14 protein-coding genes are annotated in these 14,069 nt (G+C 59.2%); 8 read left to right on the forward strand and 6 right to left on the reverse strand.

Annotation, left to right across the window (positions count from 1 at the left end):
• The first annotated feature begins 9 nt into the window (after positions 1-9).
• The 4 genes from A7976_RS13860 (at position 10) to A7976_RS13865 (ending at position 2,633) form a co-directional block, all read left to right on the forward strand.
• A complete protein-coding gene (locus A7976_RS13860; protein ID WP_067113163.1) occupies positions 10-984 on the forward strand; it encodes a polysaccharide deacetylase family protein in 975 nt (324 codons plus the stop codon).
• Between the two features lie 425 nt (positions 985-1,409).
• A complete protein-coding gene (locus A7976_RS15235; protein ID WP_165601748.1) occupies positions 1,410-1,574 on the forward strand; it encodes a hypothetical protein in 165 nt (54 codons plus the stop codon).
• Between the two features lie 188 nt (positions 1,575-1,762).
• Positions 1,763-2,101 carry a hypothetical protein gene (locus tag A7976_RS15100; RefSeq protein ID WP_131801035.1) on the forward strand — a complete coding sequence of 113 codons (339 nt, stop codon included), beginning with the start codon at positions 1,763-1,765 and terminating at the stop codon, positions 2,099-2,101.
• A gap of 124 nt (positions 2,102-2,225) precedes the next feature.
• Complete coding sequence (locus tag A7976_RS13865; protein WP_067113166.1) at positions 2,226-2,633, forward strand: hypothetical protein; 408 nt, start codon at positions 2,226-2,228, stop codon at positions 2,631-2,633.
• Between the two features lie 25 nt (positions 2,634-2,658).
• On the opposite strand, the gene A7976_RS13870 is transcribed toward A7976_RS13865, so the two are convergent.
• The 6 genes from A7976_RS13870 to A7976_RS13895 form a co-directional block, all read right to left on the reverse strand.
• Positions 2,659-3,729 carry a flavodoxin family protein gene (locus A7976_RS13870; RefSeq protein ID WP_067113176.1) on the reverse strand — a complete coding sequence of 357 codons (1,071 nt, stop codon included), beginning with the start codon at positions 3,727-3,729 and terminating at the stop codon, positions 2,659-2,661.
• Between the two features lie 90 nt (positions 3,730-3,819).
• Entirely contained in the window at positions 3,820-4,800 is a 981-nt protein-coding gene (locus tag A7976_RS13875; RefSeq protein WP_067113187.1) for a phosphotransferase, read from the reverse strand.
• A complete protein-coding gene (locus tag A7976_RS13880) occupies positions 4,801-5,469 on the reverse strand; it encodes a methyltransferase domain-containing protein (RefSeq protein ID WP_067113189.1) in 669 nt (222 codons plus the stop codon).
• A 57-nt stretch (positions 5,470-5,526) separates the two neighbouring features.
• Positions 5,527-6,762: a pyridoxal-dependent decarboxylase, exosortase A system-associated gene (locus A7976_RS13885; RefSeq protein WP_067113192.1), complete on the reverse strand. Its 1,236-nt coding sequence runs from the start codon at positions 6,760-6,762 to the stop codon at positions 5,527-5,529.
• Positions 6,759-8,339: an acyl-CoA ligase (AMP-forming), exosortase A system-associated gene (locus A7976_RS13890; protein ID WP_067113195.1), complete on the reverse strand. Its 1,581-nt coding sequence runs from the start codon at positions 8,337-8,339 to the stop codon at positions 6,759-6,761. The genes A7976_RS13885 and A7976_RS13890 overlap by 4 nt, the downstream gene beginning before the upstream one ends.
• A 5-nt stretch (positions 8,340-8,344) precedes the next feature.
• On the reverse strand, positions 8,345-9,520 hold the full coding sequence (locus A7976_RS13895) for a GNAT family N-acetyltransferase (protein WP_165601749.1): 1,176 nt from the start codon (positions 9,518-9,520) through the stop codon (positions 8,345-8,347).
• Positions 9,521-9,741: 221 nt separating this feature from the next.
• Here A7976_RS13895 and A7976_RS13900 point away from each other — a divergent pair, with 221 nt between their 5' ends.
• Genes A7976_RS13900 through A7976_RS13915 form a run of 4 tightly spaced genes read left to right on the forward strand, consistent with a single transcriptional unit; the run spans position 9,742 to position 14,060 of the window.
• Complete coding sequence (locus A7976_RS13900; protein WP_067113201.1) at positions 9,742-9,993, forward strand: acyl carrier protein; 252 nt, start codon at positions 9,742-9,744, stop codon at positions 9,991-9,993.
• Between the two features lie 23 nt (positions 9,994-10,016).
• Positions 10,017-10,820, forward strand: coding sequence for a hydrolase 2, exosortase A system-associated (locus A7976_RS13905; protein ID WP_067113314.1), 804 nt, complete (start codon positions 10,017-10,019; stop codon positions 10,818-10,820).
• Positions 10,775-12,853: a hydrolase 1, exosortase A system-associated gene (locus tag A7976_RS13910; protein WP_131801036.1), complete on the forward strand. Its 2,079-nt coding sequence runs from the start codon at positions 10,775-10,777 to the stop codon at positions 12,851-12,853. The genes A7976_RS13905 and A7976_RS13910 overlap by 46 nt, the downstream gene beginning before the upstream one ends.
• On the forward strand, positions 12,819-14,060 hold the full coding sequence (locus A7976_RS13915) for a hypothetical protein (protein WP_067113207.1): 1,242 nt from the start codon (positions 12,819-12,821) through the stop codon (positions 14,058-14,060). The genes A7976_RS13910 and A7976_RS13915 overlap by 35 nt, the downstream gene beginning before the upstream one ends.
• The last annotated feature ends 9 nt before the right edge of the window (positions 14,061-14,069 follow it).

Raw genomic sequence — 14,069 nt, forward strand, 5'->3', positions numbered from 1 at the left:
CCGCAGCCGATGATCGACACGCTCGCGAATCCGCTCTACCGATTACTCGGAAACCGGCTCGCCCCGGAGGGGCCGGAGGGGTGTCTCAGCATCCTGATCTTTCATCGCGTGCTCGCGACGCCGGACCCGCTCTTCCCGCACGAAGCCACCGCCGATACGTTCGACGCCCATATGTCCCTGCTGAAAGCCGTGTTCAACGTGCTGCCGCTTGCCGAGGCGGTCGAACGGCTGAAAACAGGCTCGCTGCCCGCCCGTGCCGCCAGCATCACTTTCGATGACGGCTATGCGGACAACGTCACCATCGCGCTCCCCATCTTGCAGCGGCACGGCCTGCCGGCGACGTTTTTCATTGCCACGGCCTATCTCGATGGCGGCCGCATGTTCAACGATACGGTGATCGAAGCTATCCGCCGCACCCCGCACGATCAGCTTGATCTGAATGCACTCGGCCTGGGACAGCACGATCTGGGCTCGTCCGAAGCCCGGGCCCGTGCCATTGGCCAGATATTGCCCAAGGTAAAACCCCTGCCGCCGGATGAGCGCGAGATAACCGTCGCGCGGCTTTGCGATCTCGCCGATTGCGGCCCGCTTCCGGAAGATATGATGATGACCACCAATCAGCTCCGCAGCCTGCATGACACCGGCATGGACATCGGCGCCCATACCGCCCGCCACCCCATCCTCGCCAAAATGGACGACGACGCGGTGCGCAAGGAGATTGCCGAGGGCAAGGCGTTTCTCGAAGCGACGGTGGGAAAGCGGATACGACTGTTTGCCTACCCCAACGGCAAGCCCGGAAAAGATTATTTGCCAGAGCAGGCGGCGATTGTCCGCAAGCTGGGCTTCGAGGGTGCGCTTTCCACACAGCCGGGTGTCGCCGTCAGGACAAGCGATCCGTTCCAGTTGCCCCGATTCACCCCATGGAGCAGAAACGCATATCGTTTCATCCCATCGTTGTTAGGCAATCTTGCGACGAAGATATGAAGCGGTTACCGAGTCAGCGCTCTCATAATTCATCGACTAGGCGCACCATAAATCTGTGTTTTTTGGGATATCAACAAGCTTATGCGATACGCATAAGTTAATGTATTTAATCAATTTAATTGGTGACCGCCTTGCGTTTTCATGAAGATGCTGCAATGCTTGCGGCTGATCTTTCTGTGCTCGCCAAAGTTAAAGAGTGGTAAGTGCTGGGCTTACGATATTTCACATGGCTATACATTTCCCAGTGGTCAACTATCTGTTCCCATAGGGGGGAAGCCCGTGATGGTAAATCTCAACAAAAGCTACACATTCAGCTGGGAGAAATTCGGCTCGCTGTGGTTTACAGAAATTGAAGATGTGCATGCCTCCCATTCATCAATGGGGACGCGCTAAAGTGTCCCCATTATGCCCGCGTTAGGCGCCAAATGATTGATGATATAGTTGAAATTGCCGTCGCAGCATCGGCTGACATAGCTATTGACAAGGTCGCCAAGCGTCACCGTTGGGTGCGCATTATGCGTGCAATTATTGGGCTACTATTTGTAGCTTTAATTTTTGCATTAATTTTGGTTACTTTTAAATATTCATAATGTTTCTGTACGCACCACTACGTTTCCGGCTATTCATGCTTGTCGCTTCATGGTTACAGCCTAACCCCGCAGTCAAGCGGGCCTGGCCGAATAGCTACGTCTTTACGGCGAACGGTGACTTCAACTCTTTCGGCTCCGGCCATCGCTCCGGGCGGCCAGCCCCTTACTTTCGACGTTAGGCACCTCCAATGCGAATTTGGCTAAGTATTGTGGGGCTGTTGCTTCTTGCAGGGTGTGATGGACCTTTTAGCCATGAAGAAACAGAAGCTAAAAATCAGCTTCTCTTGCTAGCCCCATTAGGTTCTGATGCGAGACAAGCGAAACCTATCCTTGAAGAAAAAGGCTTCAAATGCCATTGGGTACCGAATAGTACATTTTCAGGCATCAAGGGTCGTCATGATTTCCTGTACTGTGACTTAGAAAAACTGGTGGGAGTGCTTGTGTCCAGGCGATGGCAACTTGCTCTTATTCATAAAGATTTCGTGGTTACAAATGCCAAGTTCGGAATTAGCCTCACAGGGCTATGAATTGATGCCTAACTCAACCATCAAGCGGAGCGTCTAAAACGCGGCTCCTTATGTCGAACGTTAGCCTTTCATGACACCATCCCGCCCAATCGATATCTGCCTTGCGGCTATAGTTGCATTCGCCATGGCTGCATTTGTCTTAATTGAAGGTGATGCTCTCTACATTGGCCTTTGGTACTACCTATTTGTGCCATTTGCTATTCTTGGCCTCTGCGCAATTATTCGGCCCAAACCTTTCTTCTTCTTCGGTGCCTCTCTCGCCTTATCCATCACGTTTATTTCCTACTTGCTCATTAACTGGGGAGCCTCTCGCCCAGATGGCTTACTTGGATTAGGACATCTTTTCTCATTGCCCGGTGCATTGATCGGGGCCCTCATTGCTGCGAGCATATCAAAGCGCCATGTCTTCGTTGGCAGCCCTTTAGCAACAATCGTGGGATTTTTGGGTGTAAGCCTTGGCTTCCTCAGCAACCAACTCCTGGTTTGCAACACCGTCATGTGGTGCGGGCCTTTGTCACTCTCGCTCAAATGATAATAATGCCCGCTGACACCAGCTTCTATTTCGGGCGCGGACGCGATAGCGCAGGTTGTACCGCCTGAAGCCTGCCGGCGCGCAACTCGGCCACGGCTTTGGCTACAGCGCGAGCTACATTGCGTGCTTCTTCCTGCACGGACACATCACGGTCCAGCGCTTCGTGGCTGCTTGCGTAGGGTTCGTAATAACCGATGTAGCGGTCCAATCGCGCTTGCGCGCCCGCATCGATGAAACCCATCCAGTCCAGCCAGTCCGTGAGAGCCTGACGCGAGCTTTCAATGCCGGCCACATCGCCGTGCACGATCAGGCCGTATACACGCCCGGCCAAATGTTGGGGATAGTCCCATCCGGCCATTTCGAGCGCTTTCGCCTTGTCGGCATCCTTGCCTGACGTCGTGGTGGGATCGGGATTTCCGCCGTCGGCGCATACCAGGCGGTCGATCATCAGTTTCAACGGGCTGGGACTTTGGTACCAATATACCGGCGTGACAATGATGACCGCGTGCGCGGCGGTCCAGCGCTCATAGATTTCGGCCATCCAGTCGTTGGTCTGGTTGAGCGCGTGGTTGGGGTAGCAACTGCATGGCCAGTGGCATAGCGGCATCGCCGTGGACACGCAGCCTTTGCAAGGGTGGATGTTGCGGCCGTATTCGGAGGTGAGCAGGCTCAGGTCGAGCACATCGGTCTGGATGTTGACCAGTTCCAGCGTTTCGCGTGCAATTCCCAATAGCCGGAATGTTTTGGACATCTCGCTGGAGCAGGTGCCCTCGTTGCGCGCCGAGCCGCAGATCAGCAATACGCGTGAGGGGCTGGCCGGGTCGGCCCATTTTTCTTGCGCCGCATCGATGCGATGTTTCGTGGCAACCCATTCGGCTGACAACTCATAGTCCGGATCGGCATATCCCGGCCCTGCTTTTTGCTTGAAAGGAGACTTGCGTTCTTCGGTATAGGCTTGCCAGGCGATCTCTTCAAGTCTTGCGATGGATTGCTCTTCCGCAGCAAAGGCCGGATCCCGGAAGACGGCCCGAAACCGGGTGCCAAATTCCGCACGATCGAGTTGGGCGGGCGCCTGGCCCGTGCGAATCTTAATCATTGTCGCCTCCGGCGATCTGGCGGGAGCGTATGAACGAAAAGAGCTTCATGGGCATCTCCTTGGTCAAGAAGCGAGTGACAATATCTGCCATCACGCAGCGCGGGATTTATCGCATCCATCACACTCTTCGCGAAATGCGATCACCTCCGCAAGGGCGCCGGAATAAAGCCTATCCGCCAGCAGTGCGGGCGCCCATCCTTCCAGTGCTCTTTCCCACCACGAGAGCAGGAAGTATAAAAGCCACCATACCGTGCGTTGGCGGCTCTCCGGCGAGTTGTCGCCATAAGCCTGCATGAATACTTCCACCATATGCGCAATATCATGGTTGCCGTACCGTTTTATCCTGCGATTAAGCAGCAGGTCTGCCATGAACTGGGCAGCGTCCATGGCGCCCGCGTTCATGAAGCGCAAACCGATATCGATGCCATAGACGCCGGTATTCGTCTGGATCAGGTTGGATGCCTTGAAATCGCCATGCAAGGGGACTTGCTCGGCGGGATGCTGTTCGATCTCGGCCAGGTCTTGGCGCATCCACTCAAATCCGTTGCGGGCCACTTTGTTCCGTACCGCCAGTGGGGCGCCGCTCGTTTCGATTTGACCGAGCAGTTGCGCATAGGGTTTTCCGGTTTTGCACTGAATCGGCGAAGAATGCAGTTTGCGCAGCCAGCTTGCCGCGAGGCGGAGGCTGTCGTCCAGCGCCTGATACCGGGGTATCTGTTTTATGTGCGCATCCAGGGTTTGCCCGGTCAAGAGCTCCATGGAAAAGGCGCAGGTTGCAGAGGAAATATCGTAGACATGCGGCGCCAGCGGCGGATTGCTTTGATCGCTTTCCAGCTGCTGCAAAACCCGGTATTCGCGCAGCGCTTCGCATTCCTTTTCCGGGCCGGCACGGCGGTATTTTTTAAGAAAATATTTCGCGCCGCATTCCCGGCATGTCGCTGCGGCCACGTAGGAATACAGCCGCCGCGAGCCATTGAAAACGCGCCACCCTTTGCGGCTGCCACATGCGGCGCATGCCAGGCCCCAGAAGTCGAAGCTTTCCCAGCGCCGGGCACGCAGCTTTTGCCACATTCAACGAATCTTCTCGGCGACGATATAAACCGCTTCGCTTATGAGCGAATTGATACGACGCCTTCCAATTTCCCTTAGCCCGGCTTCCGACAGCAGGCGCTTGATCTCGTTGTTGGTAATGGGATGGCGTGCCGGCCGCTGGTGGTGGAGCAGTTTTTTGATCCGACGCCTGAAACGCTGGTAGGGCGAATTCAGCGAGTGATTGATGACCACGAAATTGCGCGTCATGGAGGCTACGCCACGAAGGAACTCGATCTGTGTCTCCAAAGGGAAATGCATCAGCACCCTGGCACACAGAGTGGCTTCGAACAGGGGTTCGCCACCGGTACGCTTGAAGGCATCGGTGACCTCGGTAGTAAAACGGTCGCCATGGCTTGCCAGTCGTTTTCTTGCTACCGCCAGCATTTCATCGGAAATGTCGGCACCATGCACGCGCAGGCCGGATTCAAGCAGTGTCTCTGCCAGGCGGCCTGTGCCGCAAGGCAAATCGAGCACGACGGTGTCGCGCGGCAAGCTGCTGAAACACTCGCGAATGATGCTTTTTTCCTGATTGTTGAATACGCGGCCGGGAAGACTCGAAAAACGAACCCGATCGTATTCCTGCGCAATATCCGGATTCTTGTAATGCCGGGTAGCGTCCCATTCACGACTCACTTTTGTCTCGGGCATTTGATTTTCCTTCGTCAAGTTGTGGGGGAGTACTGGTTTATTCCTGTTTCAAGCGGCTCATAGAAAAATCTCTGCCGGCGCCGGATGGCTGAGGAAAGCAGTCGGGCTTGCCGTCAGACCGTAGGCTCCTGATTGCAAGACTACGATCAGGTCGCCTTCGCACGCATGCCCCAGTTCCATCTTGTCGGCCAGCAGGTCGAGCGGGGTGCAAAGCGGTCCGACGACGGACGCGAGTGCCGCCGCGCTTTCGGGGACGACCCGGTTGCCGACAATGACCGGATAATTCTTGCGGATCACCTGGCCGAAATTACCGGAGGCGGCAAGATGGTGATGCAGCCCGCCGTCGGTGATGAGAAACAGCTGGTCGCGCGAAAACTTGCGTTCGAGGACGCGGCATACGTATATCCCCGCCTCGCCGACCAGATAACGGCCCAGTTCGAGCACGAACCGGGCTTCGGGGAAATCGCGCCGCGCATCCGGCATCAATCCGGCAAGATGGGTTCCCACCGCCTCCAGGTCCAGCGGCTGCTCGCCGGGAAAGTAAGGGATGCCGAACCCGCCGCCCAGGTTGAGTAGTTTCACCGGCCCTGGCGCATGAGCGGCCAGGCGCCGGGCCAGATCGAACGTGTTGCGCTGCGCTTCCATCAACGATTCGGCGCGTAAATTCTGCGAGCCGCAAAAAATATGGAAGCCGTAAAACTCGAGAGGCAATTCCGGCATGCACGCGAGCAACGCGGGCACCCGCTCGGCATCCACGCCAAATTGGCTGGCGCGGCCTCCCATCTGCATGCCGGACGAACGCAACTCGAAATCCGGATTTACCCGCACCACGACTTTGGGGCGCAATCCAAGGGGGGCGGCTAATCGCGCCAGCCGCTCCACCTCGTGTTCGGATTCCACACTCACCACGATGCCGGCTATCGCCGCGTCGCGTAATTCCCGGTCCGACTTTCCCGGTCCGGCGAAACTGATGCCGGCTGGCTGCATGGGCGTATCCAGAGCGACCTTCAACTCCCCCTCCGATGCCACGTCGAAACCGTCTACCAGCCCGGCAAAATGCCGCACGACGGCCGGCATCGGGTTGGCCTTGATCGCGTAATGCAAATGAATGTCCGGCGGCAATGCGGCGCGCAAGCGGGCAACGCGCTCGGTGATCAGGTGGCTGTCATAGGCATAGAAAGGCGTGCCGGTAATCTGTTCTGCCAGCAGGGTGAGCGGCATGCCGCCGATGTTGAGGCAGTTATCCTCGACCGGGAAGGGCGGATTCTGGAGGTGGTGGACGGGACGGTTCATGATGGCGCCTTCTCGCACAGGCCAGCCAGCTCTTCGGCCAGTTGTCTGCGGTCGAATTTGCCGTTGGGGCCGCGCGGCAAGGGCTCCTCCCGGACGGCGATCCGGTCCGGGACCATATAGGCCGGCAATTGCCGCTGGCATGCGGCCATGAGTTTTTCGCTGATCGAGCCGTCTTGATCCGACGTGTAAACCGCCACGGCTACCGATTGGCCCAGCACGGGGTGAGACATCCCGACCGCCGCTGCTTCCGCCACCAGGCCGGTGGCGTAGATCACTTCCTCCACCTCGGTCGGGCTGACCCGGTAGCCGGAAGTCTTGATCATGTCGTCGTGCCGTCCGATGAAGTACAGAAAACCTTCCTCATCCATCTTTACCGTGTCGCCGGACCAGACGGCCATTTCCGGCATGGGCAGCCCCATAGGCATCCCCGGTGCGGGCCGGTAGCGCTCAGCGGTTTTCTCGGGGTCGTTCCAGTACCCCAGCGTGACATGCACGCCGCGCTGTACCAGTTCGCCCGGTTCGTTCGGCTGGCAAAGCGTGCCATCCTTGCGCACCACCAGCACCTCGGCACCGGGGATCGCCTTGCCGATGGAGCCGGGGTGGCGATCCAATTCGTCCGGCGGTAACCAGGTGGAGCGAAACGCCTCGGTCAGGCCGTACATCAGATGGGGCCGGGTTTTGGGCAGCTTGGTGCGCAGTGCGGTCAGCGTGGCAATCGGCATCGCGCCGCCGGAATTGGTGATATAGCGCAGATGCGCTTCTATGCCGACGGGCCAGTCCAGTTGCGCGAGCTGTATCCAAAGCGGCGGCACGGCGGCCAGCCCGGTAATTCTTTCGCGGGCCACGGTCTGGATCACGTCGCGCGGAAAAAGATAATTCATCAGCACAGCAGAGGCCCCGACACGGAAAGCGGTGGTGAGCTGGCTCAGGCCGTAATCGAAACTCAGCGGCAGCACCGCAAGGATGCGGTCTTCCGGCCGGTTTTCCAGGTAATGCGAAACGCTATCCGCACCCGCGACGAGGTTGCGATGCGACAGCACCACGCCTTTCGGCTTGCCGGTGCTGCCGGAGGTATACAGGATCGCCGCCATGTCGGCGTCGATGGTTCGGTGCGGCGGCACGGGCGCGACGTTCGAGCGCTCGGACCAGTTTACGCAGGCCAGATTTGCCATCGGCGGCAGCGCCTGGTCGGAAACCGCAACCACGCATCGCAAATCCGGACAGGCGGGAAAAACCGGGCGCAGCAATTCCAGGCGTTCCGGCGTGGTGACGAGGATGCGGACATTGCAATCCTGGAGGATATGCCCGACCTGCTCGGGCTTGAGCAGCGGATTGACCGGTACGAACACACCGCCCGCGGCAGCGGCGCCGAACAGGGCGGCAACCGTGTCGATGCGCTTGTCCATGTACACGGCCACGCGATCGCGGCGGCCCAGCCCCAGATCGAGAAACAGGTTGGCCGCACACGCGACTTCCTTCGCCAGCGCGACATAATCCACTTCACGCGCGTGATCGCGCAGGGCGGTGCGTCGTGGCGCAACTTCCGCTTGCTGCCGGATCAACTCATGGATCAACATGCCTGTCACCGTGGATGCCTCCCTCCGATGATGCCCGATGCGGCGCGGAAATAATGTCTGAACAGAGCCAGCGCCTTTTTCGCGACGCGGCGGGATATTTCGTTCGCCGCCCCTGCTAGCCCACTCGAGGTGCGAGGGTTGTAGGCCACGATACCCCAGCGCTCCCGCCGATGGCTCATCCAGTCCTGCTTGTACGGCTCGTCGCCGATCAGAAAATCGACCTCGCGCACGCGATCCACGTCGATGACGTGCTGCATCAGGTGGTTCGTCAGGAGTGACCCGACGGACAGGTGCGCATGATTCGTATCGTACGCCAGCTTGTAAATGGATGCGCGCCCATCGTTGACGAGCCAGATCTGGGCCGCCACCGGCTGTTCGCCGAGATACGCCAATCCCAGCCGCAATTGGTCTTTGCCTGCATGCAGCCGGATCAGTCCGGGAATGAAATCCGGGAACGGCTCGGACTTGTTCCAGCGCGCCCGATAAAGTTTTTCATAGGCGGCGATGCCCGGCTCAAGCCTGTCGCCACCGGCCACGATCTCCAGCCGCCCGCCCGCCATGCCCAGAAACAGTCTGCTTTTCCGCTGCAAGGTGTTGCGCAGGCGCGGCGGCAGGGTTTGGAAGTATTGCGCGTGGGAACGTCCTTCGACCGGCAGAAACCAGTTGCCGAAACAGAAATACTCGAACGCCAGCCATCCCGCCTGTCGCAATGCACGCGCCGTGGCGGAAAATTCCGGTTGGTCGGCGGCCATCGGGAATAGCGTGATCGAAGGGCAGGCGTCTTGGGTCCGAAGCACCCGGAACAATGCGGTCAGCGCCGGTTCGGCGAATTCGCTTCGCGGCAAGGGGGCGAAGAGGCCAGTGTAGTAATTGGCAAGTGCCAGGAGTCGCTTCTCGCCTCGCTCTTGCCGTACCGGCAGCATTGCCACCGTATGGCCGCTGGTTGCGTCCGCTACCCGATAGAGGCAAACCTCGGTCGAAGGCGGCATGGCCGTGGCAGCCAGGAGCTGGAACCATTCCAGGCCCAGATCGAAACTGGTCGCTTCGGCCTGATCGAACAAATCGCGGCTATCCGGCGATAGCGACCTGAAATCGTCCAGTCGCTGGATGGTAAATGCGCTGGGGGAGTCGGCGTTTTCATCGCAGTTACTCGCCGTCCGCGTCATGGTGGAGATGGCCATCAGAAGGCGCGAGCAAACGCTGCCGCCGGGCCGCCGGGGCGGGCTATCGATCCGTTTGATGCTCCGCGCCAACTGAAGATTTCGCTCATGCCGGGCCTCGCGATCTGCATCTCTCATCAGCCGGAAGCCATCGAAACCGACGCCAAATGGTGAGGACGCGAAAAATGACATAAACTATTGCTGTAGAAGGATTATCGCACTCACCTTGCGGGACTTCAAACATGGATACGATCGGCGTCGTGAAAGACCTGCTTGCCCATACGCTCCAGATCGGACGGCGTGCCGATGCATACACGGCAGACTCTCCCTTGCTGGGCGCCATGCCCGAACTCGACTCCATGGCCGTCGTCAACCTGATCACCGCCATGGAGGAGCAGTTCGGATTCGTGGTGCAGGACGATGAAATCACTGCCGAGGCTTTCGCCACGCTAGGTTCCCTCACCAGGTTTGTCGACCGGAAACTCAGGCAATAAATATGCGCCAGCCGGGTTTTCAGATGGAACCCTTTTTTCTGACCGGCAGGCATGGCGCATTATTCTGTCTTTATCTCGCCCCCCACGGCCGTGTACCGAAAGCCGCCATACTCTACCTCCATCCCTTTGCGGAAGAGATGCACAAGTCCCGGCGCATGGCGGCGCTGCAAGCCCGGCATCTGGCGGCAAACGGCTACGCGGTGCTGCAGGTCGATCTCACCGGTTGCGGCGACAGTGCCTGCGATTTCGGCGATGCCCGCTGGGAAACCTGGCGCGACGATGCGCGACGTGCGCATGTCTGGCTGACGGAGCGGGCTCCCGGACCGGTAATGTTGTGGGGCCTGCGCAGCGGCGCCGCCCTGGCGGTCGTGATGGCAGGAGAGCTTTCCGGCGTCTCGCGCCTCTTGCTCTGGCAGCCCATGATCAACGGCGAACTATTTCTGCAGCAGTTTCTGCGCATCAAGCTCGCCAATGAAATGCTGAGCGCAGGCCAGTCGCATAGCGGCACGAATGGGCTCGTCGCCAGACTGAAGGCAGGCGTGGCAATCGAGGTGGGCGGCTATCTGCTGGCCCCGGAGATGGCCACCGCGTTGCAGGCGCTGAAACTCGACCATCTTGCGCCACCCTGTCCGGTGGAATGGTTCGAGGTGAGCCCGCAGGGCGGAGGCGTATTGAGCCCGGCCAATCAAGGGGTAATCGACACCTGGCGCCGCGCGGGCGTGGATGTGCGCGGCCATGTTCTGGCGGGCGAGCCTTTCTGGACGACGCAGGAAATCATGGAGTGTCCGGAACTGGTGACCGCAACGCTGAAGAGCCTGGAACCATGAAGACGCTGACATGGAATGAAACGCCGGTCGTCTTCGAGTGCGAAGGCAGCCGTCTTGTCGGCATCGCGGCACTTCCGGCCCGGCCTGCCGCCACAGGCGTGCTCATCATCGTCGGCGGGCCGCAGTATCGTGCCGGCAGCCACCGGCAATTCACCCTGCTGGCTCGCCATCTGGCAGGGCTTGGCATCGCCTCGCTGCGCTTCGATTATCGCGGCATGGGCGATAGCGAAGGGGAGAAGCGGTCCTTCGACCAGATCAATGCGGACATCGGCGCCGCACTGGAGACCTTCTTGCAGCTTGCCCCGGCCATCGAGCGCGTTGCGCTCTGGGGCTTGTGCGATGCCGCCAGCGCGGCTATGTGCTATGCGCCCACGGATGGGCGCGTCGAGCAGCTTATCCTGCTCAATCCCTGGCTGCAGAGCTCGCCCAACGTGGCGCGGACGCGCCTGCGGCTGTATTACCCGGCGCGCCTGGGGCAGATGAATTTCTGGGCGAAACTGCTGGCGCTGGAGGTGGACATTCCCGTTACTGTTCGCGGCTTTCTCGATGACCTGAAATCGACTTTCCACTGGCAAGGGAAGTCCGGCAGTTCGGTGAACAGCATCGCCGATGAACACATGCTGGCCGGACTCGGGCAGTTTGGCGGTCAGGTGCTATTCATCATGAGCGAGAAAGATCTGACCGCCGGCATCTTCCGTACCCAGGTGGAGCACGACCGGCGCTGGCAGCAGGCGTGCCAGGCTGCCACCTTTCTCGATATTCCCGGGGCGGATCACACCTTTTCCACGCGGAAATTCCGCGATCAGGTGGCGCAGGTGACGGCGCACTCCTGTTTTACCCATGCGCTGCATGCGGAGACAGGCACTAACGAAGTTTTTCCGATGCGAGCCGCATTGCGCGCCGAGCTGACATCGATGAGTCGATTGCCGGACGATGGGCTGCAAGCCGCCTGGACTGCGCTGGAAGCGAGAAGCGACGCCTCCATTTTTCAGTCCTGGAGCTGGATGAAGTCGTGGCTGGAGGCGCTGCCGGATGCCACGGAAATCTACCGGCTCGATATCTGGAACGGTGAAGAACTGGTCGGCATCGGGCTATTCGGCAAATCCACGCAAACCCGCCATAAACTGATCCGTTCCCGCGTGCTGTGGCTATCGGAGTCCGGCAGCCCCGCGCTGGATACGCTCACTATCGAACATAACAACCTGCTGATTGCCCGCGGCTGGGAAAACCGCGTCTGGCCTGCCGCGATTGACGAGTTGATGAGGCACAAGCAGGCGTGGGATGAAATCCGCATTTCCGGCATTACCAACGCCATATCGCGCATTTCGATCGAGCAGTATGCGCAGGCCATGGGGCTGATTCCCCAAACGGAATTCAGCAAGCCCTATTTCTGGGTGGACCTCGAAGGCATGCGACCGAACCGGGAGGAGTATCTGCGCGCCCTGAGCCGCAATACGCGGCAGCAGATTCGGCGGGCCATGAAGCTCTATGCCGAAAAAGGGCCGCTCGAAATATCGCTGGCCGGTTCGCAGGAAGAGGCATTGTCTTATCTCGACCAGCTGAAACTGTTGCATCAGGCATATTGGAACAAAAAAGGCCTGCCGGGCGCGTTTTCAACCGGGTTCAGCAATCGTTTTCATCGCAATCTTGTCACCGACGGCTTCGCCAACAACCAGATACAGCTCGCCAGGATCACGGCCGGCGAAGACACGATCGGCATTCTCTATAACTTCACCCACCAGAATCACGTTTGCAACTATCAGGCCGGGCTGGTCTACGGAGAAGACCCCAAGCTCAAGCCTGGGCTCGTCTGCCACACGCTGGCCATCGAGATGAATATCATGCTGGGGAACAAGTCATATGACTTTCTGATGGGCGATAGTCAGTACAAGCGCAGCCTGTCCACGCAAGAAGGCATGATGTACTGGCTGACGCTCAGGCAGCAGAAGGTTCGGTTCCAGATCGAGAACGTCGCGAAACAGGCGAGGTACAAACTGCATGCAGCCATACGCACTCACGACATCGCGGGCTGAGCAGGCGCGGGCATATCTGGCGAAGCATGCGCTTACACCGGCCATTGTGCTCGGTCTCTGCAAGCACGGTCTCTATCTGACGCGCAATTTCGCCCGGCACGGCATCCCGGTGCTGGCTATCGAGAGCAACTTCAGCCAGCCCTCGGCGCACACCCGGTACGGATTCAAGATTTTCTGCCCGGACCTGCACGGAACTGCGCTGGTCGACACGCTGCTGGCGCTCAAGCCATGGGTGCCCGCGGCGACGCCGATCTTCCCCACCAACGATCGCATGGTGGAGGGGCTGCTGGCGCACTACAGCGTGCTCAGCGAGCATTTCCGACTGCCTTTCCCGGAGGGCGATTTGCTGCGTCGTCTGGTCATCAAACCGGCGCTGAACCGCCTGGCCTCCGAAGCCGGACTCGATGTGCCGCGTTCGTTTTCGATTGCCGGGCTGGACGAGCTGGAGGGGGTACGCAACCAGCTCCGTTTTCCGGTCGCCGTCAAACCCGCCATGCCGATGATGAGCTTCAAGAGCCGTCGCTGCGACGACTATGCCGCGCTGGCGGCGCAGGTCGAGGTAAGCGCGCTGGTGCGCGAGCCCCTCATCGTGCAGGAATGGATAGAAGGGGACGACCGGGCGATCCTGTTCGGCGCCTATTACATCGCCAGCAACGGCGACTGCCTGGCCCGTTACTCCGGGCGAAAGCTGATGAGCTATCCTGCGCTGACCGGGCATGCCGCCGCGACCGAAAGCTACGACATCGGCGAGCGGCTGGATGAAGGGTGCCGTTTTCTGAGAGGCCTCGGTTGCTGGGGCCTGTGTTCGATCGAATACAAAGGTTTGCCGCCCGGCGAGGCGCGATTCATTGAAGTCACTGTCGGGCGTTGCGACTGGTGGATCATGGGGTGCGGCATCAATGGCGTGAACATTCCAATGGCCGCCTACAATGATTTGACGGGTGCCAGCCTGCCGTTTGACAACATGCAGACATCGGCCTACATTTGGCATGACATCGAACACGCGCTGCCGGTTCTGGCCGAAAATCTCTTGAAGCGCAGATGGTCTCTCGCCGATGGCGCAAAATATCTGATCCGGCCCAAAAAGGATGCACTTTGGGACTGGCTGGATCCGATGCCATTCCTGTATTCGATGCCTTTCTTTTTTCTTGGTTGTATCGCAAAGCTGTTCCGTATCATCGTGAGGACGTTACGAAAAACAGGCTAACTTGACGGG

It is taken from the genome of Methylobacillus sp. MM3, from assembly GCF_001645185.1.
Taxonomy (GTDB): Bacteria; Pseudomonadota; Gammaproteobacteria; order Burkholderiales; family Methylophilaceae; genus MM2.